The 20,597-nt window shown below is 64.1% G+C and carries 21 protein-coding genes and 1 pseudogene; 9 read left to right on the forward strand and 13 right to left on the reverse strand.

All coding sequences use genetic code 11. From position 1 onward, the window contains the following. The first annotated feature begins 259 nt into the window (after nucleotides 1-259). Nucleotides 260-496: a DUF2158 domain-containing protein gene (locus F8237_RS14280; RefSeq protein ID WP_006023605.1), complete on the forward strand. Its 237-nt coding sequence runs from the start codon at nucleotides 260-262 to the stop codon at nucleotides 494-496. Between the two features lie 11 nt (nucleotides 497-507). Further along, complete coding sequence (locus F8237_RS14285; protein ID WP_006023604.1) at nucleotides 508-3,612, forward strand: DEAD/DEAH box helicase; 3,105 nt, start codon at nucleotides 508-510, stop codon at nucleotides 3,610-3,612. A 306-nt stretch (nucleotides 3,613-3,918) separates the two neighbouring features. Here F8237_RS14285 and F8237_RS14295 read toward each other — a convergent pair whose 3' ends face one another. Then, the gene (locus F8237_RS14295; protein ID WP_006023603.1) at nucleotides 3,919-5,280 is read right to left on the reverse strand and encodes a tyrosine-type recombinase/integrase; all 1,362 of its coding nucleotides are present in this window, start codon (nucleotides 5,278-5,280) and stop codon (nucleotides 3,919-3,921) included. Between the two features lie 288 nt (nucleotides 5,281-5,568). Next, nucleotides 5,569-5,778 carry a hypothetical protein gene (locus tag F8237_RS14300; protein WP_151645512.1) on the reverse strand — a complete coding sequence of 70 codons (210 nt, stop codon included), beginning with the start codon at nucleotides 5,776-5,778 and terminating at the stop codon, nucleotides 5,569-5,571. 139 nt (nucleotides 5,779-5,917) lie between these two features. On the opposite strand from F8237_RS14300, the gene dinB reads away from it, so the two are divergent. Continuing rightward, complete coding sequence (gene dinB / locus F8237_RS14305) at nucleotides 5,918-7,018, forward strand: DNA polymerase IV (RefSeq protein WP_151645514.1); 1,101 nt, start codon at nucleotides 5,918-5,920, stop codon at nucleotides 7,016-7,018. Nucleotides 7,019-7,137: 119 nt separating this feature from the next. On the opposite strand, the gene F8237_RS14310 is transcribed toward dinB, so the two are convergent. Together F8237_RS14310 and F8237_RS14315 are read right to left on the reverse strand one after the other, a co-directional pair. Then, the gene (locus F8237_RS14310; protein ID WP_151645516.1) at nucleotides 7,138-7,431 is read right to left on the reverse strand and encodes a DUF1330 domain-containing protein; all 294 of its coding nucleotides are present in this window, start codon (nucleotides 7,429-7,431) and stop codon (nucleotides 7,138-7,140) included. Nucleotides 7,432-7,459: 28 nt separating this feature from the next. After that, nucleotides 7,460-8,146 carry a DNA-3-methyladenine glycosylase I gene (locus F8237_RS14315; protein ID WP_151645518.1) on the reverse strand — a complete coding sequence of 229 codons (687 nt, stop codon included), beginning with the start codon at nucleotides 8,144-8,146 and terminating at the stop codon, nucleotides 7,460-7,462. Nucleotides 8,147-8,440: 294 nt separating this feature from the next. Here F8237_RS14315 and F8237_RS14320 point away from each other — a divergent pair. Beyond that, nucleotides 8,441-8,905 (forward strand): annotated as a pseudogene (locus F8237_RS14320) (metallophosphoesterase family protein); the annotation flags it as partial. Here F8237_RS14320 and F8237_RS14325 read toward each other — a convergent pair. The 5 genes from F8237_RS14325 to F8237_RS14345 form a co-directional block, all read right to left on the reverse strand. Further along, a complete protein-coding gene (locus F8237_RS14325; RefSeq protein WP_151645520.1) occupies nucleotides 8,844-9,329 on the reverse strand; it encodes a Crp/Fnr family transcriptional regulator in 486 nt (161 codons plus the stop codon). The pseudogene F8237_RS14320 and the gene F8237_RS14325 overlap by 62 nt on opposite strands. A gap of 56 nt (nucleotides 9,330-9,385) precedes the next feature. Beyond that, complete coding sequence (locus F8237_RS14330) at nucleotides 9,386-9,928, reverse strand: GNAT family N-acetyltransferase (protein WP_162006051.1); 543 nt, start codon at nucleotides 9,926-9,928, stop codon at nucleotides 9,386-9,388. Nucleotides 9,929-10,049: 121 nt separating this feature from the next. Next, entirely contained in the window at nucleotides 10,050-10,790 is a 741-nt protein-coding gene (locus F8237_RS14335; RefSeq protein WP_151645524.1) for a di-trans,poly-cis-decaprenylcistransferase, read from the reverse strand. Nucleotides 10,791-10,820: 30 nt separating this feature from the next. Further along, nucleotides 10,821-11,195, reverse strand: coding sequence for a transcriptional regulator (locus tag F8237_RS14340; RefSeq protein ID WP_162006374.1), 375 nt, complete (start codon nucleotides 11,193-11,195; stop codon nucleotides 10,821-10,823). Next, nucleotides 11,182-11,799, reverse strand: coding sequence for a hypothetical protein (locus tag F8237_RS14345; protein ID WP_151645526.1), 618 nt, complete (start codon nucleotides 11,797-11,799; stop codon nucleotides 11,182-11,184). The genes F8237_RS14340 and F8237_RS14345 overlap by 14 nt, the downstream gene beginning before the upstream one ends. A 239-nt stretch (nucleotides 11,800-12,038) precedes the next feature. Between F8237_RS14345 and F8237_RS14350 the strand changes: the two genes are divergently transcribed. Further along, the gene (locus F8237_RS14350; RefSeq protein ID WP_374761620.1) at nucleotides 12,039-13,241 is read left to right on the forward strand and encodes a S1C family serine protease; all 1,203 of its coding nucleotides are present in this window, start codon (nucleotides 12,039-12,041) and stop codon (nucleotides 13,239-13,241) included. A 23-nt stretch (nucleotides 13,242-13,264) separates the two neighbouring features. Here the strand turns inward: F8237_RS14350 and F8237_RS14355 are convergent, their stop codons facing one another. Further along, nucleotides 13,265-14,170 (reverse strand): LysR family transcriptional regulator, encoded by a 906-nt coding sequence (locus F8237_RS14355; RefSeq protein WP_244626122.1) that lies wholly within the window; start codon nucleotides 14,168-14,170, stop codon nucleotides 13,265-13,267. A 119-nt stretch (nucleotides 14,171-14,289) separates the two neighbouring features. Here F8237_RS14355 and F8237_RS14360 point away from each other — a divergent pair, with 119 nt between their 5' ends. Beyond that, nucleotides 14,290-14,829 (forward strand): carboxymuconolactone decarboxylase family protein, encoded by a 540-nt coding sequence (locus F8237_RS14360; RefSeq protein ID WP_151645530.1) that lies wholly within the window; start codon nucleotides 14,290-14,292, stop codon nucleotides 14,827-14,829. 26 nt (nucleotides 14,830-14,855) lie between these two features. Then, nucleotides 14,856-15,302 carry a DUF4437 domain-containing protein gene (locus tag F8237_RS14365; RefSeq protein ID WP_151645532.1) on the forward strand — a complete coding sequence of 149 codons (447 nt, stop codon included), beginning with the start codon at nucleotides 14,856-14,858 and terminating at the stop codon, nucleotides 15,300-15,302. Between the two features lie 80 nt (nucleotides 15,303-15,382). Here F8237_RS14365 and F8237_RS14370 read toward each other — a convergent pair whose 3' ends face one another. After that, nucleotides 15,383-15,661, reverse strand: coding sequence for a DUF3551 domain-containing protein (locus tag F8237_RS14370; RefSeq protein ID WP_151645534.1), 279 nt, complete (start codon nucleotides 15,659-15,661; stop codon nucleotides 15,383-15,385). Nucleotides 15,662-15,811: 150 nt separating this feature from the next. Then, complete coding sequence (locus F8237_RS14375; RefSeq protein ID WP_151645536.1) at nucleotides 15,812-16,786, reverse strand: Bug family tripartite tricarboxylate transporter substrate binding protein; 975 nt, start codon at nucleotides 16,784-16,786, stop codon at nucleotides 15,812-15,814. Nucleotides 16,787-16,912: 126 nt separating this feature from the next. On the opposite strand from F8237_RS14375, the gene F8237_RS14380 reads away from it, so the two are divergent. Beyond that, nucleotides 16,913-17,323 carry a VOC family protein gene (locus F8237_RS14380; RefSeq protein ID WP_151645538.1) on the forward strand — a complete coding sequence of 137 codons (411 nt, stop codon included), beginning with the start codon at nucleotides 16,913-16,915 and terminating at the stop codon, nucleotides 17,321-17,323. 220 nt (nucleotides 17,324-17,543) lie between these two features. Beyond that, nucleotides 17,544-19,124: an ATP-dependent acyl-CoA ligase gene (locus F8237_RS14385; protein WP_151645540.1), complete on the forward strand. Its 1,581-nt coding sequence runs from the start codon at nucleotides 17,544-17,546 to the stop codon at nucleotides 19,122-19,124. Here F8237_RS14385 and F8237_RS14390 read toward each other — a convergent pair whose 3' ends face one another. After that, entirely contained in the window at nucleotides 19,125-20,219 is a 1,095-nt protein-coding gene (locus F8237_RS14390) for an HD-GYP domain-containing protein (protein WP_151645542.1), read from the reverse strand. It abuts the gene before it with no gap. Nucleotides 20,220-20,597 lie beyond the last annotated feature (378 nt).

Genomic DNA, 20,597 nt, shown 5'->3' on the forward strand with positions numbered 1-20,597 from the left:
GTTGCCGTCGGGCTATCCCGCTTCGGAACGCAGCGCAGCCCTAAGAGACAAATCAAGAACATCTATCAGGAGCTTACACGGTCTTCGCCGAAATCCTTGTGCAAGGAATGACCGACACACCATATATTGATGTTAGGCATGGGGCGATCTCCTAGCACGTGCGCGTCTCCACTCATGGTGGTGGGGACGTGGGCGAGCTTCTTGCGACCTCCTCCGGTGCCTGGCGAGGACAGATAGGCATCGAGAAGGAGCGTGGAGAATGGATGCTACCGAATTCAAGCCCGGCGATCTTGTGCGGGTGAAGTCAGGCGGGCCGATCATGACGGTCGAGCAGGTCGGGAAGACGGCCATGCTGGAGGAGGATGCCGTCTGGTGTGTCTGGTTCGAGAAGGTGGGCAACAAGCAGGTCGCGCGGAAAGACACGTTCGCGCCGGTCGTGCTGGAGAAGGCTGAGAAGCCACGAGCCGCGTTCTCCGTCGGCGTCGTTCGGGCGTAGCGTGGTGCCTCATGCCGTTTCGCGGCCTGTTCATCGGCATCGACCGTTATAGCTCGACCGGCATTGATGAGCTGACCTGCGCGCGTCGCGACGCGACGGCGCTGGAGGCACTGTTCTTCGACACGCTGGGCGGCAGCACAGTCTTGCTGGCAGATGCGGAGGCCACGCGGCAGCGGATTGAGGACGCATTTGCCGACCTGGCCGGCTGCGGCCCCGAGGATACGGTGGTGATCGCGTTCTCCGGCCATGGGTCGGAGACACATGAGCTCGTCACCCACGACGCGAATCCAGATGATCTCGCCGGCTCCGCGATCCCGCTCGAGCTGTTGCAGGAATGGTTCTCGCGGATACCGGCAAAGCGCCTGATCCTGTTCCTCGACTGTTGTTTTTCCGGCGGCATTGGGGCGAAGGTTCTGCACGTCGATGCGAAGCCGCGCAGCCTTTTGTCCGCCGAAGCGCGCCTGGCTCAGCTTGGCGGCGCTGGTCGGATCATCTTCACCGCCTCCGCGGCGACCGAGCCCGCCTATGAGCACCGCCGGTTCGGGCACGGCTTTCTGACCCACTTTCTGCTTGAGGCGCTATGTGGCGCCGAGGAAGTCGTGAGCGGCGGCAAGCTCTCGCTCTACCGCCTCCTCGAGCATGTCACGAGCCGCGTCCGGGCGGCCGCGCTGCAGGGCGGCAAAGAGCAGAACCCGACCATGCGCGGGAGCATCGACGGCGATGTCGCGTGGCCCGTGTTCGTGCCGGGCGCTAAGTATCGGGCGGCCTTCCCGGCGCGTCTGCCTGCCAAGGTGACGTCCGATCTTGCCAGCCTCTCGTCGGCCGGTTTCCCCGACGCGCTTGTCACCGCCTGGGCTGGAGCGATCCCGTCCTTGAATGCGCTTCAGATCTCCGCCATCACCGACTTCGGCGTGCTGGACGGCGAGAACCTGGTGGTGTCGGCCCCGACATCCTCGGGCAAGACGATGGTGGGCGAGCTCGCGGCGCTCCGGAACGTGCTGGATCGCAAACGGGCTTTGTTTCTGCTGCCGCTTAAGGCCCTTGTGGCAGACAAGCGGCGGCACTTCGAGAGCGTCTATGGCGGTTTCGGGGTCCGCACGGTGGAAGCGACGGGCGAGACGGACGACATCGCGCCTCTGCTGCGGGGCCAATACGATGTCGGTCTCCTGACCTATGAGAAGTTCGCCGCGATCGCGCTGACATTCCCTCATGTGCTGGCGCAGGTCGGCGCGATCGTGATCGACGAAGCGCAGATGATCGCCGACCGTGGCCGCGGCGCGAATCTGGAGTTCATTTTGACGCTCATCCGGATGCGCCGGCGTGAGGGGATCGAGCCCCAACTGATCGCGCTTTCGGCTGTGATCGGGGACACGAACGGCCTTGAGCAATGGCTCGGCGCGCGGCTCTTGCGGCGCACGGAGCGGCCCGTTCCGCTTGAGGAGGGCTTGTTGCTCGGCACCGGGCATTTCCGCTTTCTTGACCCGGAGAATGGCAATGAGCAGGTTGAGGGGCCGCTCGTTCGGCGTCTTGTCGGCGGCAAAGGATCCAGCCAGGATTGGATCATCCCGCTGGTGCGCAAGCTTGTCGCCGAAGGCCAGCAGGTGATCGTGTTTCGCGAAACCAAGGGCGAAGCCCGCGGCTGCGCCAACTATCTCGCAGAGTCGCTCGGATTGCCTCCGGCTGCCGAGGCGCTGACGCAGATGCCCGGCGGCGATCCCTCGCAGGCCAGCGCCGACTTGCGGAGCGCGCTGGGGCGCGGCGTCGCTTTCCACAACTCGGATCTCGACCGCGAAGAGCGGCGCGTCATCGAGGAAGAATTTCGCCGTAGCGGCTCGGGCCTGCGCGTCATCGCAGCCACGACGACGCTGGCGATGGGCGTGAACACGCCCGCGTCATCGGTCATCATCGCCGGCTTGAATCATCCCGGCGACGAGCCCTATTCGGTAGCCGAATACAAGAACCTAGTCGGTCGCGCGGGAAGGCTTGGCTTCGCCGAGAAGGGAGCTTCGTATCTGCTGGCGCTCGATCCGCGCGCCGAGCATGATCTGTGGTCGCGATACGTGACCGCGGAGCCGGAAGACTTGGTGTCCCGCTTCCTCGACGGTACAACCGACCCACGCTCCCTGATTATCCGCGTCCTAGTCGCGGCACAACGAGCGGCCGGCGAAGGCGTGCCGAGCGAGGAGATTGTCGAATTTCTGGAATCGAGCTTCGGCGCGTTCCAAGCCCGGCGCGCCCATAGCGCGTGGCAGTGGAGCCGGCCGGATCTGCTTTCGGCCCTAGCGGATTTGGAACGCCACGGCCTGGTGCAGAAGAACGCTACAGGCGCGTATGAATTGACCAAGCTGGGCCGTCTCGCTGGCGAAAGCGCGGCAGAGGTCGGGTCCATCGTCGCGCTCGTAGATTGCCTCGGCTCGCTTCAGCCCCAAGAAATCAGCGATCCCGTCCTGATTGCCGCAGCTCAAACGACGGTCGAGGTCGATCAACTCCTTTTTCCGATCAACCGAAAAAGCACGCAGAAAGAGCCTCAGCTATGGCCCAACGAGCTGCAGAGGCAGAATGTGCCGTGGCACGTCCTGAACGCGCTTCAGCGCGGGACAACAGAAGATCATCAGGCGACCCTGCGTGCGAAGAAGGCGGTCGCTTGTCTTTTGTTCGTGTCCGGTCGTGCCATGAGCGAGATCGAGCGCGTGCTGACGCAGTTCGGTGGTGCGTTTGGCGGCGCCGCCGGCCCCATACGCGCGGTCGCAGCGCGGACTTGCGATCTGATGCCGGTCGCGGCTCGCGTCGCCGAGATCCTGCACCCCACGCTCGATCTCGGTGACCGTGTGAGACGTCTGGCGATCCGGTTGACATATGGCGTGCCCAGCGCCGCCGTCGACCTCGCCCAATTCGCTGGAGCCGATTTGCTGCGGGGCGACTATTGCCGCTTGGCCGCCGCGCAGCTCTGTGAGCCCGAACAGATCGACGCCGCAACTGATGACCAAATTCTGGCATGCGTGGACAAGGACAGGCGCAAGCTTGCACTTGTCCGCGATGCGGCGAAGCGCGTTGCCAAGCGTCGGGCCGAAGCGGTGGCGCCTTCCGCCCCGATCCTTGAAGTATATGTGCCCTAAATTGCGCGCAACGGGGGCGTGAGGCGATTGCGTCAGATGCCCCCTCTGCGAGACGTTCCTGCCTCAGAAAGTCTCCAATGCTGGCGGAGCCAATGCGGCAGCGGGCGATCAAGCGGTCGAACGAGACAACGCGCCGCTACGGCTGCGCTCGGTGTGCAGGAGTGTCAGGATGGTCTGCCGGTTCGGAGCAAATGACCTGGTCGCCGATGGCGCCAAACCGAAGATCGTCGATTTCTTCAAAAAGCTTTTTCGACTGCATCGTGGGCGGCGATGAATTGCTCGCCGACCAGTGGCTGATCGCAAGCCTCAAGCTGCCAAGCGACGCTCCTCGTCCTCGGCTTCGTTCCCCGGCTCTCCAACCGCTTTGGTCAGGAAGAGGTCAAGCGCAGCTCGACGAGAATCACGATCCAATGCGTAGGCCGTCTGTTTGAATTCGATCCCCTCGAGTAGCCCTTGGATGTAACCGGAGATCGTGTCGGCGGCCATGATGAGCGCAGTGTCGAGCGTGTGAATGTATTTGCTCGTCACCGAGCCCTTGGAGTGGCCGACGAGCGCCGCGATGGTCACCTCGGTGAAACCGAGATCGTTGGCGATGCTGGCAAAGCTGTGACGCAGGACATGCGGGGTGACGCCGGCGAGCGGACTGTCGCTGAAAATCTGTTCCCAATGGTTCGGGAAGCTGCCGAACGCATGGTCCTCGCCCTGACCTGGGAAGACATAGGTGCCCGCTGCGGTCTTGCGCCGTTCCTCCAGATACTCGACGACGGGCAATCCGATTGGACGAATGGACTCACCTTCCTTGCTGTCCACCAGGCGCATGCAGCTCGCGTCGGTGTCAGCTTCGATCCACATTAGCGAGATCATTTCCGAGCGGCGGCAGCCGGTGAGCGCGATCTGCCGGATGATGTCCACGGTCATGGCGTATTTTTCGTTCGCCGCGGCATCGCGAAGCATTTGCCCGAGGGTGCGATACTCCGCCTCGGTCAGCCTACGATTCCGAACATTGTCCTTGGGCTTCTTGATGCCGTGCGCCGGATTGACCTCTATAATCCCAGCATCGACAGCGTAGGTGAGGATTCCGCCCAATAGGCCGACGGTGCGCGTGGCGGTGCCCGCGCCACCACGAACAATGGCCTTTCCTCGCAGCTTTTTCGTCTTGACGGCGACGCGCGTCTTGCCGGCCATGATGTCCTTCAAGACCTTGTTGATGTCGGCCTTGGTGAGATCCTTGACCCGGCGCGCGCCGATCAGCGGGATGATGTGCCGCTCGATACGGCCAGTGTCGGTGACGATGGTGGTGGGCTTTTTCGGTCGCCCGCCCTTACCCAGAATGAGGCCCGCGTTCAGATCAGCGGTATAGAGGGCGCAAAGCTCCTTGACCGTGATGGCCTTGTGATCGAGCTGACGTTCTTCGGAAGGGTTGTCGCCGCGCGCGACGCGCCCGAGTTGGACCTTCGCTTCTTGCCGGGCTGTCTCCGGCGTCCACACGCCATGCAGGCCGATGGTGTAGCGTCGCGTGCGTCCAACAGCGCGATATTGGATGAGGTAGCTGCGCTTGCCGGAGGCGAACACGCGGAGGCCGAAACCGGGCAGTTCGTCGTCCCAGATAAAATAGTCCTTCTCGCGAACATCGGCAGCGTCCACGATCCGCTTGGTCAGCTTTGCCATGAGGTGTTCCCCTCGCTAGTGAGGGGCTGCTTCCGCGGAAGCACCACGGAAGCAACCGGATGGATATCGGAGCGAAATTCTGGATAGACAGTTCGGCGCGGAAATACGAATTGTCTAGTATCTTCAGTTACATATCGCATTGTAGCGTGCCCTGTCGTGCATTTAGGATAGGCAGGCTAAATTGCTCCGAAGGCAAAGGTCACACGTTCGAATCGTGTCGGGTGCGCCACCTCGTGGCACGGAATTCCCAAGCAAACTTCGGCCCGTCGCGCGACTTCGCGAAGGCGCTTACGTCAGCATCGCGATGATCTGCTGGATCTGGCTGGAGGCGGACGTCACCAGTCCGTCATACGATGTCTGGCCGTGTGCGGCAGCCCTCAAGATACATTCGGCTACGGCGGCTTTCAGACCGAACACCGATTGATCGGCTGGCACGCTCGCCATCACGGTCTCGAGTGCCTGGCGCATGGTCTGAATGAGCTCGGAGCTGTATTGCATCGGCTGTCCTCCGCGCTCCGATATAGGAACGCGTGCCCAGGCTCGCCACTCACAAGCCTGGGATTGCGGGCCACGGCGAAGTCACAACTGAAGCATCCATCACCTCGCGCTTCGCGTTGCGCGATTGTATCATCTTCCCATGAGCGAATCCGGCACGGCGACTGGTGAATCTCCGCCCGTCCGCAAGATCATCCATATCGACATGGATGCCTTCTATGCGTCCGTGGAGCAGCGCGACAATCCGGACCTGCGCGGCAAGCCGGTCGCGGTGGGAGGCTCCGCTGAACGCGGCGTCGTTGCGGCCGCCAGCTACGAGGCCCGCGCGTTCGGCGTTCGCTCTGCCATGCCATCCGTGACCGCGAAGCGACAATGTCCCGATCTCATTTTCGTCAAGCCGCGCTTCGAGGTCTACAAGGCCATCAGCAGGCAGATCCGCGACATCTTCGCCGAGCACACGCCGCTCATCGAGCCGTTGTCGCTCGACGAGGCCTATCTCGACGTGACGGAGAATCTGCAGGGCATCCCGCTGGCGCGCGACGTCGCGCTGCGGATTCGCGAGAAGATCAAAACCGAGACGGGTCTCAATGCTTCGGCGGGCATCTCCTACAACAAGTTTCTCGCAAAACTCGCCTCCGATCATCGCAAGCCGAACGGTCAGTTCGTGATCTCGCCGGAGATGGGGCCCGCCTTCGTCGAGACCCTGCCCGTCGGCAAATTCCATGGGATAGGCCCGGCGACGAGTGCCAAAATGAACGCGCTCGGCCTGTTCACCGGCCTCGACATCCGCAACCAGTCGCTGGAATTCATGAACGCGAATTTCGGCAAGTCGGGCGCCTATTACTACTGGATCTCGCGCGGCGTCGACGAACGGCCGGTCCGCGCCAACCGGGTCCGCAAGTCCATCGGCGCGGAGACCACGTTTTCGGCCGACCTCGATGCATTCGACGCGCTGGCGGCCGAGCTGAGGCCACTCGTCGACAAGGTCTGGCGCCATTGCGAGTCCACCGGCCATCGCGGCCGCACCGTCACCCTGAAGATCAAGTTCGCCGACTTCGAAATCATCACGCGCAGCAGATCCCTTCCGGCACCCGTTGCAGGCCGCGACGACCTGGAGCGGCTGGCCTGCGGACTGCTCGAGATCGAGATGCCGCTGCCCAAGCGCGTCAGGCTGCTGGGGGTCTCGCTGTCTTCCCTCCAGGACGGGGATGATGCGGAGCCGCAGCTGACGTTCGGGATCTGAACCGGACCTGAAACGTCAGTGGCGGGATTTTTGCAACCCGCCACCGATCACAATGTCCATCTGCCGCGCCGGCGGCAAGACATCGCCCCACGATGTCCACGATCCCGTGGCCGGCGACGCTAATCGACGGCTTCGACGATGCGGATGTCGCGGTCCGCGCCGTCGCCAAGCACATCATGCGCGGCCTTGTAGGCCGGGCTCTCATACGCCGCCTTGGCGCTCGCGACGCTGTCGAACTCGATGAGGACGACGCGCTCCATCTGACCGTGCTCGAAAGCCGCAGCCGGCATCCCGCGTGCGAGCACGCGGCCGCCGGCGGCCTCGATCGCAGGCCGCGACAGCTTGGCGTAGGCCGCCATGGCATCGGGGTTCTTGATCGCGCGGTAGGTGGCAACCCAATAGGCCTTTGCCATTTCGTTTCTCCTTGTTTCCAGTGACCCGCTACTCGCTGCGGTTCTCGCCAACAGAGAGCGCGCAGATGCGTGACAGATAGGCATAGGGCAAGCCGGTCTCCTCGGCCCAGGCGTTGAACTGCGCCTGCACTTTGGCCAGATCGCCCTTCGACTTAACCTCTTCGGCGATGTCGAGACCAGCCTCGCGCAGACAGGCGACAACATCCCTGGAGGTGACAAAGCCGTCCCAGCCGACGAAACGCAGCAGCATCTGCCCGGTGTTGCCTCCTAATCGGCTGCCGCGCCTGGTGAGGAGGTCGAGCAAGCCGATCTCGTTGGACGGCGGCCATTTCGCCAGAAACTTGCCGAAGCTGCCGTGCTCCTTTGCAATTTCCTGCACGAAGGCGGCGTTGCCGCGCACCGACATGATCTTGGCGCCGTTGCGCACGATGCGCGTATCGCGCAGCAGGCCCTCCCAATAGTCGTCGGGCTGGAAGCCGAGCTTGGCCGGCTCGAAGTGCATGAAAGCCTCTTCAAAACCGTCCCATTTCGAATCGATCACGCTCCAGGCAAAACCGGCGGAGAACACCCGCCTGGTCATCTCGGCGAGGATGCGGTCGTCGCCGAGCTTGGCCAGACGCTTGAGGTCGGGCTTCTCGGGCATCAGCCTCTCGAGCGCCTTGGGCCCGCCCTTGCGTTTCTCGGCGCGGGCGCGAATGGTCTTGAACGAGGTCATGCAATGTCGCTCTGAACGGCATAAATAAGTACGAGCTTAGCGGACTGAGCCGGTCCTGCAACCGTGACCATGTCATAGCGTCAATACTGTCCTTGCGTCGAGGCGTAGATTGGGATTTGGATGCAGCGTTGAAGCTCGCGCCACTGCCTATACTTCTCATTTATTTCAAGGCTCCGTCGCCCAAGATGGAAATCAGTGCATTGCGCGTAGGCTGGATCGTCGGCCAACCCGACAAAGGGGACAGCGATCTCTTCCCTGATATACCGGCGCATCGTCGTGAAGTTTTCTTCTGGACAGCGCATCGTCGATCAGCTCCGCGATGCCGCCGTCGATCGGCCGCGGCGCTGGATCTGGGCGCATCATGCGTCGCCGGCGGATTCACCGACGAGCTGGGGCGGCAAGCGCTTCTTCGGCGATGTCGAGCTGGTGCAATGGATCATGCAGTATCAGCCGTCGATGGTGATCTCGGGCCATGTGCACCAATCGCCGTTCATCGCGGACGGATCCTGGTTCGACCGGCTGGGGCAGACCTGGGTGTTCAACGCCGGCCTGCAGCCGGGCCGGCCGCCGACGCACATCGTGCTGGATCTCGATGCGAACAAGGCGTTCTGGCTGGCCGCGGGCGAAGCGCAGTGGATCGACCTCGATGCGCCGCTGAAGCGGCCGGGCAAGTACATCGAGGAGGCGCCGGACTGGCTCACATCCTTGGGTCGGATTGCCGATCCGAGCCTGGCGAGACCTCAAGCGGCGGCAGGTTGATCATGCTCTGAAGCACCTCGCCGACCATGGCGAGGTGCGTGCCGTGGCCGGCATATTGCCGCTTGAGATCGGCAAGATAGGTGTTGGCGCCGTTGAGGCGCTGCGCCAGCATTTGCGCAATCAGCAGCGCCACCCCCGGCTCCTGCTTGAGGAACGAGGCGGCGTCCTCGAACTCGTAGACGACCGCATCCGAACAGGCCCGTACCGTCGCAGTGTGCGGCTGGCCCAGCAGCACGGACATCTCGCCGAGCACCGCGCCGGGCTCGGTGACGGTGGCGACGATCATCTCGCCCTTGAGCACTTCGAGCTTGCCCTGCATCAGCACGTAGAGATGACCGGTGGTGCTGCCCTCGGTGACGACGACCGTGCCGGCCGTAACCCGCCGCTCCGTCCCGCCGCTGCAATAGTTCAACACTGCGCGCATCGCCGAAAGCTCCCGTGACGGGAGATGATAGAGCACGATCCGTGCCACCCGGCAAATCAGCGAGATGATGACTGACGCGACAGACCCTTTGCGAGATGGACCGACTGCCAGTCGCCGAGCCCGGTATCCGCAAACCCCGCCTTTTTCGCAAGACCGCGCATCTCCGCATTGGCGCGGGCCGTCTCGGCGGCAATCGTCTCGTGACCGAGACCGCTCGCGCGCATCTCCATCGCCGCCATCATCTGCAGGCCGAGCCCCCTGCGCTGAAAGACATCGGCGACGGAGATGGCGAATTCGCCTTGCCGTGCGACCGCGTCGTAGACGTAGAGCGTCTCACCGATGATCATGCCCTGCCCCTCCTGCCTGAGCTCGGCGAGCAAGGTGAAATGATCGGGATGGCTGGCCCTGGCGACGCATTCGGCCGCGACAATTGCGACGTCCGCCCGAGCGCCCATGAAGCGCTTGTTGCGCGTCGTCGTGGACAGGCCCGTGAAATAAATCGAGAGACTTTCGACATCGGAGGCATCGGCGGCCCTGATGCAGATCGTGCCCTTCGCCTGGTCCGACTCGATAGCCGCATCCGGAAACAGCTGTGACATGCGCGACGCCCTCGTCAGGTTGCGTTGAACGCACACCTAGCCGAGGCCGCGCGGCAGCCGCTTGGACATTGCCGCCAATCACGCGGCTGCAAACGAACAGCCGATCGCTCCGTGCCGTGCGTCACACACGGGAGAGTGAAGGCACCTCGTCCGGCATGATCGCCTGAAGGCCGCCGAAGCGGCGCTCGCGGCCGTGGAAGGAGGCCAGGGCCGCGGCAAGATCGGCCGCGTCGAATTCGGGCCACATCCGCTCGGTGAAATGCAGCTCGGCATAGGCGCCTTCCCAGAGCAGGAAGTCCGACAGCCGCTTCTCACCCGAGGTGCGGATGATGAGATCGACGTCGCGAAGGCCGGCCTCGCCCGTGACGAGCTGCGAGAAGGCCTCGCGGGTGAGACTCGACAGCGCCGCCGCCTTGGCCGCGGCGTTGAGAATGGCGTCGCGCGCGGAATAGTCGACGGCGATGCGCAGATGCAGCGTGCTGCCATTGGCTGTGGCATCTTCGGCGCGCGCGATCGCATTGGCGATGCCGTCGGGCAGGCGGTCGCGGCGGCCGATCACGGTGAGGCGCACGCCGTTCTTGACCAGGCTCTGCACCTCGTTGGCGAGATAGAAGCGCAGCAGCGTCATCAGCGCGGCGACCTCGGCTTTCGGCCGGCGCCAGTTGTCGGTGGAGAAGGCATAAAGCGTCAGCGTGCCGATGCCCTGCCTAGGCGCGGCCTCGACGATGCGCCGGATCGCCTCGACGCCGGCCTCGTGGCCGCGCAAGCGCGACAGGCCGCGCCGCGTCGCCCAGCGTCCGTTGCCGTCCATGATGATGCCGACGTGAAGCTTGTCGTCGCGAGGCACGAGGTCACTTTGCATTGCAAAGTCTCCGGTCAAAAAAAGGGAGGATCAGGTCGAGACGATACCGAGACGGCCGAGCGGCGGCGCCTCGCGGCCGGCCGCCTTGGCGGCGTCGCGCACCAGGCGCTCGAGCACGGTGAGATAGTCGAGGAAGCGGCGGCGGCCGGCCTTGGTCAGGCGGCAAGTGGTGTGCGGGCGATTGCCCTCATAGCCCTTGGTCACCTCGACGAGCCCGGCTTCCTGGAGCACGGCCAGATGCCGGCTGAGATTGCCGTCGGTGAGGCCGCAGAGCTGCTTGAGATCGGCGAACGCCAGCCCCTTGGGATGCGCCATCAGCGAGGTCAGAAGCCCGAGCCTCGCCTTCTCGTGGATTACCCGGTCGAGCCCTTCATAGGAGAACGGCGCGCTGTCAGTCTTCGGCATCATGGTCTCCGGATGCGAAATACAGAATGCCCGCCATCACCGACTGCCCGATCACGAACGGCAGCCCCATGGTCCAGGGCGAGAGAGTGTGGGTCCGGCTCGCAAGCACGACGACAGCGAAGCCGGACAAGAAATACCAGGCCCCCGCGAGTGCGACGCTGCGCGGCAGCGAGCGAACGGAGGCGAAGATGCCGAGCGACACCAGGATCTGCCACAGGCCGGGCAGCAGCCACAGCGTCTCGCTGGCGAACTTCCACATCACCACCGCGAGCAGCACGCCGGCGACGCCTGCGGGAAGGAATTGCTCGACCGCCTGATGGATCATGGCGTCGGCCAGGCCCGAATGATGACGTCGCGACCGCGCACGCATCTCGATGCCGATCATCAGGCCGGACAGCGCGGCGGCCATGAACCAGCCGAGGAAGAAGCCGAGCGGTTCGCCGGTGGGATCGCCGAGCAGCCAGAATTGCAGGATCGCGGTGAGTAGCGCGACGGCGCCGGTCGCAGCCATCGTCGCCGGGCCGTAGCCGCGGAACGCCGTACCTGCCGCGATCTGGCTGCGGATCGCCACGATGTCGGCCAGTGCCTTGTCGAGATCGCGCATCGGCAACGCCAAAGCCTCGCTCCGCCCTTGAAGTTAGGGGCCAGGCCCCGTCACTTTGTATTGCAAAGTATATAGCAGTGCAAAGTAAAGGCAAGCCGGAAAGTCACCGCGAGGTGCCCCGATCGGATGAACAACTGACGGTTGCGTCTCCCGTCCCCGCGCGGATAAGATGGACGCAAAAGCGTTTCGGGGGAAGTATGTGGCTTAGATCTTTTGTCGTTGCGTCTGTCTTGCAGTTGATGCTCGCCGGGTTTGCAAATGCGGCGGGGCCTTTCGGTACCATCCGCGTCGGCAACTGGAACGGCGGCGCCTATTCCAATGATTCGACCGGCGGATTCTCTCACTGCGCTGCCAGCACGCCTTACGCCAACGGCGTCACCTTGCTTGTTGGCCAGGATGCAAACAATTCGTGGCTGCTCGGCTTTGCAAATCCCGCATTTCGCTTCAAGAAGGGCGAGAACCTAACGATCGACGTGACCTTCGACGGCCAGGCCGAGGTAAGACTCTTCGCGACTGCATTTTCCGATGTCATGGTTTCGGCGGTTCTGCCCACCAACGTCGCTCGCGCACTCCAGAAGGCGAGCCTGATGGTTGCGGTGGCGAGAGGCACGCCCTTTCAATTCAGCCTGACATCAACTGCCCCTTTGGTAGCCGCGATTACCAATTGTGTGACCAGAGTCAAAGCCGACGGCCTGGACAAGGCCGGCGATTTCACAAAGGTTGCCGCCAAGCCGCAGGAGACGCCGGACAAGCCGCCGTCACCAACGGCCGGCAAGCCCGCCCGGGCCAGGACCGGCACCGGCTTCGTGGTCAGCGCCAACGGGCACATCGTCACCAACAATCATGTGATCGACGGATGCGTCGGCGACATCAAGGGTAACCTCACCGGCGAGGCGGCCATGGTGTTGCGCGTCGTGTCGAGCGACGCGAACAACGACCTCGCTCTGTTGCAGGCGCCATCGACGGCGACATTCAAGGACTTTGCGCGGATTCGCGACCGCTCGCTCCGCTCCGGCGATTCCGTCATCGCGATCGGCTTTCCCTTCCATGGCTGGCTCACGTCTGACTTCACCGTGACCACCGGTATCGCGAGCTCGCTCAGCGGCATGCGTAACGACACGCGTTTCCTGCAAATCAGCGCGCCGGTGCAGCCCGGCAATAGCGGCGGCCCGCTGTTCGACACCAGCGGACAGATCGTGGGCGTGGTCACCGCAAAGATCCCCGCACTGCGCATCGCCGTAGCTACCGGCACCATTCCGGAGAACATCAATTTCGCCATCAAGACCGGCATGCTGCGCGACTTCCTCGACAATTCCGTGGTGCCCTACCAGACCGCGGAACCGAAGGGCGAGCTCAAGACCACCGACATCGCCGGCAACGCGCGGCCGTATACGATGCTGATCTCGTGCAACGGCACGGAACAGGCCGACGCGAAGCGTTAGGTCGATGCGCCGGCGCGTTGCAATCAGCGCGCCGCGCCCTTCTTGTGCGCCGCGGCGCGAGCGGCGAAGTGCTGCCGCGCCGCCTCGATCAGCGCCCGCGCATTCGGCGAGCGCAGCCGGTTTGCCTGATAGACGAGACTGACCGGGACCGACGGCGGATCCTGGTTGGCAAGCAAATAGCGCAGGCGGCCATCGGCGACGTGCTGCTCGACCTGATAGTCGAGCACGCGTGAGATCCCGAGACCGGAGATCGCGGCATCGATCGCGGCGTCGACGCTGTTGGTCATCAGCCGGGGCTCGCATTTGACGACAACTTCGCCGGAAGCGCCAAAGCGCCATTCGCCGTTACGTGTGAAATTATCGAAGCCGATCAGGTCGTGCCCACCGAGGTCGGCGACAGTGGCCGGCACTCCGCGGCTCTTCAGGTATTTCGGGCTGGCGACAAGCACGCGTCGGACCTGCGCGATACGGACAGCGTGAAGCGCGCTATCCGACAACTCGGCGATACGCACGGCGACATCGACACCCTCCTCGACCAGCCTGACCACGCGATCGGTCAGCGTGAGCCGGACGTCGAGCCCAGCATGGGCGCGCAGCAGTTGTTCCACGATCGGCAGAATATGAAGCCGCCCGAACACAACTGGCGCGGTGACAATCAACAAGCCGCGCGGCTCGGCCGCGTCGCCGCGCACCGCGCGCGCGGCATCGTCCAGTTCCTCCAGCGCGTGGCGGCAACGGTCGAGATAGGCCTCGCCCTCCGGCGTCAGCGCAACCGAGCGTGTCGTCCGGCGCAGCAGCGTGACCCCGAGCGTCTCCTCCAGCCCAGCGATGCCCCGGCTCGCCGCGGTCGGCGAAACTCCAAGTGCACGGGCCGCCTCGACGAAGCTTCGCTTGTCCGCCACGGCGACAAAGGTGCGCAGCACCTGCATCTGATCCATCTGATTATCCCGCTAACAGCGATAAAGAAGTGCAATATTTGCTGATTATCGCGGAGGCCACAAGGGCGCATATCGAGAGCGCAGACAGACCTGCAGCAACGGAGAATTCCATGCCCCGCCTGACCATTCCCGAACGCGACGCCGCACCGGCCGCCTCCCATGCCTTGCTCGACGGAGTAAAGGCGCAGATCGGATCGATCCCAAATTTGTTTCGCGTGACGGCGCAGAGCCCAGCCGCGCTGGAAGGCTACCTCGCCTTGTCGAAGGCGCTTGGCCGGACCCTGACGCCGGCACGGCGCGAACAGATCGCGCTCGCCGTTGCCGAGGTGAACGGCTGCGACTATTGCCTGTCCGCGCACAGCTATTTCGGCGCCAATTTCGCCAAGCTGAGCGAATCCGAGATCGCTCTGAACCGTACCGGCCACGCCACGGACACGCAGACCGATGCCATTCTGGCCTTTGCCCGCGCGGTCGCGCTCGCCAGGGGCAAGGTGAGCGACGCCGATCTGGCCGCCGTACGCAAGGCCGGCGCAAGCGAGGCAGAGGTCATCGAGATCGTCGCCAACGTCGCGCTCAATGTCCTCACCAATTTCATCAACAACGTCGCCGAAACCGAGATCGACTTCCCAGTCGTGCGCGCGGCGGCCTGAGCCGCATTCGGACGAGGATCACAGCAATGAAGAACACGCTCCGACTGGCAGCGTTGCTGCTAGCGATCAGTTGCTGGACCGGCTCTCCGGCAAGCGCACAGGATGAAACTGCTTCGATCAGCATTCCCGCTGACAAGATGACCTTTGTGCCCACCGGAGTGAAAACAGACGCGGGCGAACTCAAAGCAGGTCCGGCCTATGGCAATCTGGCGACTGGCAAGCACGGCACCTTTGTCCGCATGCCCGCGCATTTCATCAGTCCGCTCCACACCCATACGGCCGATTATTATGCGGTCGTGATCGAGGGAACAGCGATCAACGCTCAGACCGGTCGGAACGACGTCCAACTGCCGGTCGGCTCCTATTGGTTCCAACGCGGCAAGGAGACCCACGTCACCAAGTGCGTATCCGACGTCGCGTGCTTGTTCTTCATCGTGCAGCCGGACAGGTTTGACGACGTCACCTCGAAATGAACCTGATCAAAAAAGCAGAGCCCCGCCACTGGCGGGGTTCTGGCGCGCCGGCTCGCTGCCGGACCGGTGCGATGCCGGCATCAATATGGCCCAACAGGTCTCGTGCGGCGACGCGGCTGCGGTTGGCGCTGCGGCGCCTGCCCGTAGGCAACCAGCGGATTGGGTCCGCAGAACAGCAGCCGTCCGGACACGCTGGCCTGGCATTGCTCGTAGGTGCTGTAGGCGCATTCGCCGGGATAATCATACTCACCGCCCTGGGCGCACCAGGGATAGTCGCGCGCCGCGGCGGGCGTGGCGGTGACGAAACCGGCAAGGACCGTCGCGCCAAGCGTCAGCAGCGCCAATTGCGTCTTGCGCATGATCCCAACTCCTCTGTTCACGGCGCCAGATATGGCGCCATCCATCATCAGGTTTCGCTGCGCCGTTTTATTCCGGATCGACGGCGCCGACCACACAAGAAAAAAGCCCTGCCGGACGGCAGGGCTCCATTCCTCACGATCACAAGACCGCTACTCGACCTTCAGGCCGGCGAACTCGACGACCTTCTTCCACTTCGCGGTCTCGGCCTCGACCTCCTTGCCGAACGCCTCCGGCGTCAGCACCAGCGGATCACCGCCGAGCTCGACCAGGCGCTTGACCATGTCGGGCTCCTTCATCAGCGTGTTGATCTCGCTGTTGAGCTTGGCGATCATGTCCTTGGGCATGTTCTTTGGCCCACCGATACCGAACAGCGCGCTCGCCTCGTAATCCTTCACGGTCTCTCCGATCGCAGGCACGTCGGGCAGCTGCGGCGAGCGCTGTGCCGTGGTGACGCCGATCGCGCGCAGGCTGCCGGAGCGGATGTGCTGGATGATCGAGGGCATGTTGTCGAAGATCACCTGCACCTGGCCGCCGAGCATGTCGGTGATGGCGAGCGCGGCACCACGATAGGGCACGTGCTGCATCTTGCAGCCCGTCATCGCCATGAACATCTCGCCGGACAGATGCACCGAGGTGCCGTTGCCGGACGAGGCCATGTTCACCTTGCCCGGATTGGCCTTCACGTACTCGATGAACTCGGCGACGGTCTTGGCCGGAACGTCCTTGTTGACGGTCATCACGTTCGGCACGCGCTGGAAGCCGGCGATCGGCGCAATGTCGCGGACGAAGTTGAACTTGAGGTTCGCGTAGAGCGTGGCGTTGATGTAGTTGGCGGGATTGACCAGCAGGACGGTGTAGCCATCAGGCTCGGCGTTCACGACGGATTCGGTGCCGATATTGTTGCCGGCGCCCGGCTTGTTCTCGACAATGAACTGCTGACCGAGTCGCTCCGACAGCCGCTGGCCGATCAGGCGCGCGAGAATGTCGGTGGCGCCGCCCGGCGGGTAGCCGACCACGAACTTCACCGGCCGGGACGGATAGTCGGCGGCGAAGGCTTTCGACAGCGGGCTGGCTGCAAGAGGCGTGGCGGCAAGCAGGCCCAGCGCGGAACGGCGAGTGATCATATGGAGGGTTCTCCCAACGTGTTGTTCTTGAAAGCCGGATAACTTGAAAGTGTCGTCGGCGCGGTTGTAACAAAGCTTGTCGCAGGCGGAAAGTGCGCGGGGCGCATCACGACGAAAGGATAAGGCATGCCGGTCAAGGTCGAAACCCTCGATCATCTCGTGATCAACGTCACCGACGTCGCGGTGACCGCCGAGTGGTATCGCGAGATTCTCGGCATGGAAGTCAAGGTGTTCGACCCCGGCGGCGGCAAAGCGCCGCGGACTTCTCTCCAATTCGGTAACCAGAAGATCAACGTCCGGCCGCGCGATGCCGACAAGGTGGAGTGGTTCACCGCTGATCACCAGACCGCCGGCAGCGAGGATCTGTGCTTCCTCACCTCCGCCACACCCGACGAGGTGGTGGCGCATTTGCGGGCACATGGCGTCGCGATCGAGGAAGGCCCGGTTCCCAAGCAGGGCGCCCGCGGCACGCTGCGCTCGGTCTATTGCCGGGATCCGGATGGCAGCTTGATCGAGATTTCATCGTACGGAGATTGAGGCGCGCGCGGCACATTCAACCGTCATGCCCGGGCTTGTCCCGCCTGCGCGGCCGAAGCCGCTTCGGCGAGGCGAAGGCCCGGCCATGACGGAGGAGAGAGAGTGCGCGCACCAAACGGCATGTCGTCCCCCCGATTTGCTCCCCGCGTCATCCGGTGGCAGGAAGACGCAATCATCAAAAGGCAGCCGCCAGCAAGATGCAGGCTGCACGGGAGGAACCATGTCACTTCATCAGACCTCAGCCGGAGTCGTGGGTCCGTTCGACGGGCTCGACGTGCCCTGGCTGCTGAAGCTGCGCGCCGAGGTGCGCAGCTCACATCCGTTCCTGATCTGGGCGCCGTTCGACGCGCCGGCGCGGCGCTGGAGCTATGGCGAGTTTCACGAGCGGGTCGGCGCGCTCGCGGCAGGGCTCGCCAGGCGTGGCGTCAAGCCCGGCGAGTATGTGCTGATCCATCTCGACAATTGCATCGAGGCGCTGCTGGCCTGGTTCGCCTGCGTCGAGCTGGGCGCGATCGCGGTCACCACCAACACCCGCTCGGCGCCCGCCGAGATCGAATATTTCGCCGATCATTGCGGCGCGGTCGCCGCGATCACGCAGCCGGCCTATGCGGAGATCGTCGCGCAGAACTGCCGTAACATTCGCTGGATGGCGGTGACGTCGCATGATACAGGCTCAGCGCCTGCACAATCCGCCTCGCGCGGCGACAGCTTTGAAGCGCTGTTCGCCGACAGCGCCGACCGGCCGCAGAGGGCGACCGATCCACTCGCGCCGTGCAGCGTGCAGTACACGTCAGGCACGACGTCGCGCCCGAAGGCGGTGCTCTGGACCCATGCCAACGCGCTGTGGGGCGCCAAGATCAACGCCGCGCATGAAGACCTTCACGCCGGCGACGTGCACCAGACCTATCTGCCGCTGTTCCACACCAATGCGCTGGCCTATTCCATGCTGGCGACGCTGTGGGTCGGCGCCACCTGCGTGATCCAGCCGCGCTTCTCCGCGAGCCGGTTCTGGGGTGTCGCGCGCGAGCACGGCTCGACCTGGACGTCGACCATTCCGTTCTGCATGAAGGCGCTGCTCGAGCAGGAGATTCCGAGGGATCACAGATTCCGCCTGTGGGGCACCGCCATCAACGAGCCGCCGGCCTTCGCCGCGTTCGGCGTCAAGATGATCGGCTGGTGGGGCATGACCGAGACCATCACCCACGGCATCATCGGCGAGGTCGACCAGCCCAACATTCCGATGTCGATCGGCCGCGCCGCGCCGGAGTACGAAATCCGCATCACCGACGACGATGGACGGGCCACCGAGATCGGCGACACCGGCAACCTCGCGATCAAGGGCATCCCCGGCCTGTCGCTGTTCGCCGAATATCTCCACAACGAGAAGGCGACGCGCGAGAGTTTCGACGCGCACGGCTTCTTCCTCACCGGCGACCGCGTCGAGCGTCTGACGAATGGCTTCATCAAGTTCGGCGACCGCGCCAAGGACATGCTGAAGGTCGGCGGCGAGAACGTCGCGGCCTCCGAGATCGAGCAGGTGATCGCGGTCGTGCCCGGCGTGCGCGAGGCCGCGGTGGTGGCGAAGAAGCATCCGATGCTGGACGAGGTGCCGGTCGTCTTCATCATCCCGCACGGCGGGGTCGCGGGCGCAGCGCCCGGTCTTCATGACAGCGTGATGGCCGCCTGCCGCAAGGGCCTCGCCGACTTCAAGGTGCCGCGCGAGGTGAGATTCGTCGACGACATGCCGCGTTCGACGCTGGAGAAGGTGGCGAAGGCGGAGCTCAGGAAGATGTTGGGGTGATCAGAACGATCCCAGCGCCACGGGCCTGAATGCCTGCAACAGCTGCTGGTCCAGCTTGCCGCCCATGCCTTCCATCATCGTGAAGGCGCGGGAGTGGGTGAAGGGCATGCGGTAGGCGCGCTTCTCCACCAGAGCGGCGTAGATGTCGACGATCGTCGTCACCCGCACGATGTCGCTGATCTGGTTCGACGACAGATTGTTCGGATAGCCCGAGCCGTCGAGGAATTCGTGGTGATGCAGGATGACATCCAGCATCTCCGGCGGGAAGCCGCCTTGCTCGGCGAGCGCGTCATAGCCGCGGCGCGGATGCTGGCGCACCTCGTCCATCTCCTCGTCGGTGAGCTTGCCGGGCTTGTCGAGCAGCGCCGTGGGAATGAAAGCCTTGCCGACGTCGTGCAGCAGGGCGGCGCGGGTCAGCCGGCGCTGGTCGTCCTCGCGCATGCCGAGATGCTGCGCGAAGGCGACCGCGAAGCCGGTGACGAACAGGCAATGCCGATAGCTGCCGACATGATGGCAGCCGACGGTGGTGAGCCATTCGCGCAGCGAGGAGTGCTTGATCGCCTTCAGGATCTTGCTCTCGGCGGCGATGACGTCGTCGAAGCTCAGGGGCACGCCGAGCGGCAGCTTCTCGAACATCTTCGCCAGCACCGCGTGCGCCGCCTCGACGCCGCGGTTGAGCGTCTTGCCGCGGTCGGTCGCGTCGTAGGTGGCGGTGTCGGGGAACGCGGCGCGAATGCGCTGCAGGATCGCATCGGGCTGCAGCGGCCGCGAGATCGTGTCGGTGGCCCCGAGCGCCCAGGCCTGCATGGTGCCGTGATGCAGGGCATCGGCAAGCACGAACAGCCGCGGCATCGAATGATAGGCATCGCCGCGCAGCTTGTTGCGCACCCGCTGCACGCTGTCGGGCGAGCGCAGATTGATATCGACGACGAGGCCGGACAGATCGCGCGAGGGCTGCTCGGGAATCTGCTGCGTGGTCACCGTCGAGACCTCGCCGACCGCCTTCAGGATGCTGGCGAGCTCGCTGCTCGCATCGCTCCGGTCGGAGGCGAGCAGAAGCCGGCGTTTGGCGGCGGATTTGGCTGGCGCGTTCATGGGTTCCCCAAAAGCACGGGAGTGTATTTGGGATCAGCCTATGCCTGATCAGGTTCTCCGGGCCTTAAGAGGCGTGCTCAAGGGAGCCTTGCGGAACTGGTCGCAATTTTACGGATCAGCGCCCGCGCGTTCGGTCAGAACGGCAAAAACAACCCCATGCACAGTAGACCGGCCATTGATGACAAAGGAGAATTTTCGGCACCCTTGCCTCGCCCTCCGCTGTCGTCGCCCGGCTTGACCGGGCGATCCGGTACTCCGGGACGGCGGGGGGATACGGAGAAGCTGCGGCGTACTGGATGCCCCGCCTGCGCGGGGCATGACACCGAGATTGTGGAAGCCGCCCCAAAACAAACCCGCCGGAGTTGGCCTCCGGCGGAT

The organism is Bradyrhizobium betae (assembly GCF_008932115.1).
In the GTDB taxonomy this organism is placed as follows: domain Bacteria; phylum Pseudomonadota; class Alphaproteobacteria; order Rhizobiales; family Xanthobacteraceae; genus Bradyrhizobium; species Bradyrhizobium betae.

Bases quoted from the DNA above. Each gene is read 5' to 3' on its own strand.
- F8237_RS14280 (WP_006023605.1), top strand. From the start codon at position 260: ATGGATGCTACCGAATTCAAGCCCGGCGATCTTGTGCGGGTGAAGTCA.
- F8237_RS14285 (WP_006023604.1), top strand. From the start codon at position 508: ATGCCGTTTCGCGGCCTGTTCATCGGCATCGACCGTTATAGCTCGACC.
- F8237_RS14295 (WP_006023603.1), bottom strand. From the start codon at position 5,280: ATGGCAAAGCTGACCAAGCGGATCGTGGACGCTGCCGATGTTCGCGAG.
- F8237_RS14300 (WP_151645512.1), bottom strand. From the start codon at position 5,778: ATGCAATACAGCTCCGAGCTCATTCAGACCATGCGCCAGGCACTCGAG.
- dinB (WP_151645514.1), top strand. From the start codon at position 5,918: ATGAGCGAATCCGGCACGGCGACTGGTGAATCTCCGCCCGTCCGCAAG.
- F8237_RS14310 (WP_151645516.1), bottom strand. From the start codon at position 7,431: ATGGCAAAGGCCTATTGGGTTGCCACCTACCGCGCGATCAAGAACCCC.
- F8237_RS14315 (WP_151645518.1), bottom strand. From the start codon at position 8,146: ATGACCTCGTTCAAGACCATTCGCGCCCGCGCCGAGAAACGCAAGGGC.
- F8237_RS14325 (WP_151645520.1), bottom strand. From the start codon at position 9,329: ATGCGCGCAGTGTTGAACTATTGCAGCGGCGGGACGGAGCGGCGGGTT.
- F8237_RS14330 (WP_162006051.1), bottom strand. From the start codon at position 9,928: ATGTCACAGCTGTTTCCGGATGCGGCTATCGAGTCGGACCAGGCGAAG.
- F8237_RS14335 (WP_151645524.1), bottom strand. From the start codon at position 10,790: ATGCAAAGTGACCTCGTGCCTCGCGACGACAAGCTTCACGTCGGCATC.
- F8237_RS14340 (WP_162006374.1), bottom strand. From the start codon at position 11,195: ATGCCGAAGACTGACAGCGCGCCGTTCTCCTATGAAGGGCTCGACCGG.
- F8237_RS14345 (WP_151645526.1), bottom strand. From the start codon at position 11,799: ATGCGCGATCTCGACAAGGCACTGGCCGACATCGTGGCGATCCGCAGC.
- F8237_RS14350 (WP_374761620.1), top strand. From the start codon at position 12,039: ATGCTCGCCGGGTTTGCAAATGCGGCGGGGCCTTTCGGTACCATCCGC.
- F8237_RS14355 (WP_244626122.1), bottom strand. From the start codon at position 14,170: ATGCAGGTGCTGCGCACCTTTGTCGCCGTGGCGGACAAGCGAAGCTTC.
- F8237_RS14360 (WP_151645530.1), top strand. From the start codon at position 14,290: ATGCCCCGCCTGACCATTCCCGAACGCGACGCCGCACCGGCCGCCTCC.
- F8237_RS14365 (WP_151645532.1), top strand. From the start codon at position 14,856: ATGAAGAACACGCTCCGACTGGCAGCGTTGCTGCTAGCGATCAGTTGC.
- F8237_RS14370 (WP_151645534.1), bottom strand. From the start codon at position 15,661: ATGCGCAAGACGCAATTGGCGCTGCTGACGCTTGGCGCGACGGTCCTT.
- F8237_RS14375 (WP_151645536.1), bottom strand. From the start codon at position 16,786: ATGATCACTCGCCGTTCCGCGCTGGGCCTGCTTGCCGCCACGCCTCTT.
- F8237_RS14380 (WP_151645538.1), top strand. From the start codon at position 16,913: ATGCCGGTCAAGGTCGAAACCCTCGATCATCTCGTGATCAACGTCACC.
- F8237_RS14385 (WP_151645540.1), top strand. From the start codon at position 17,544: ATGTCACTTCATCAGACCTCAGCCGGAGTCGTGGGTCCGTTCGACGGG.
- F8237_RS14390 (WP_151645542.1), bottom strand. From the start codon at position 20,219: ATGAACGCGCCAGCCAAATCCGCCGCCAAACGCCGGCTTCTGCTCGCC.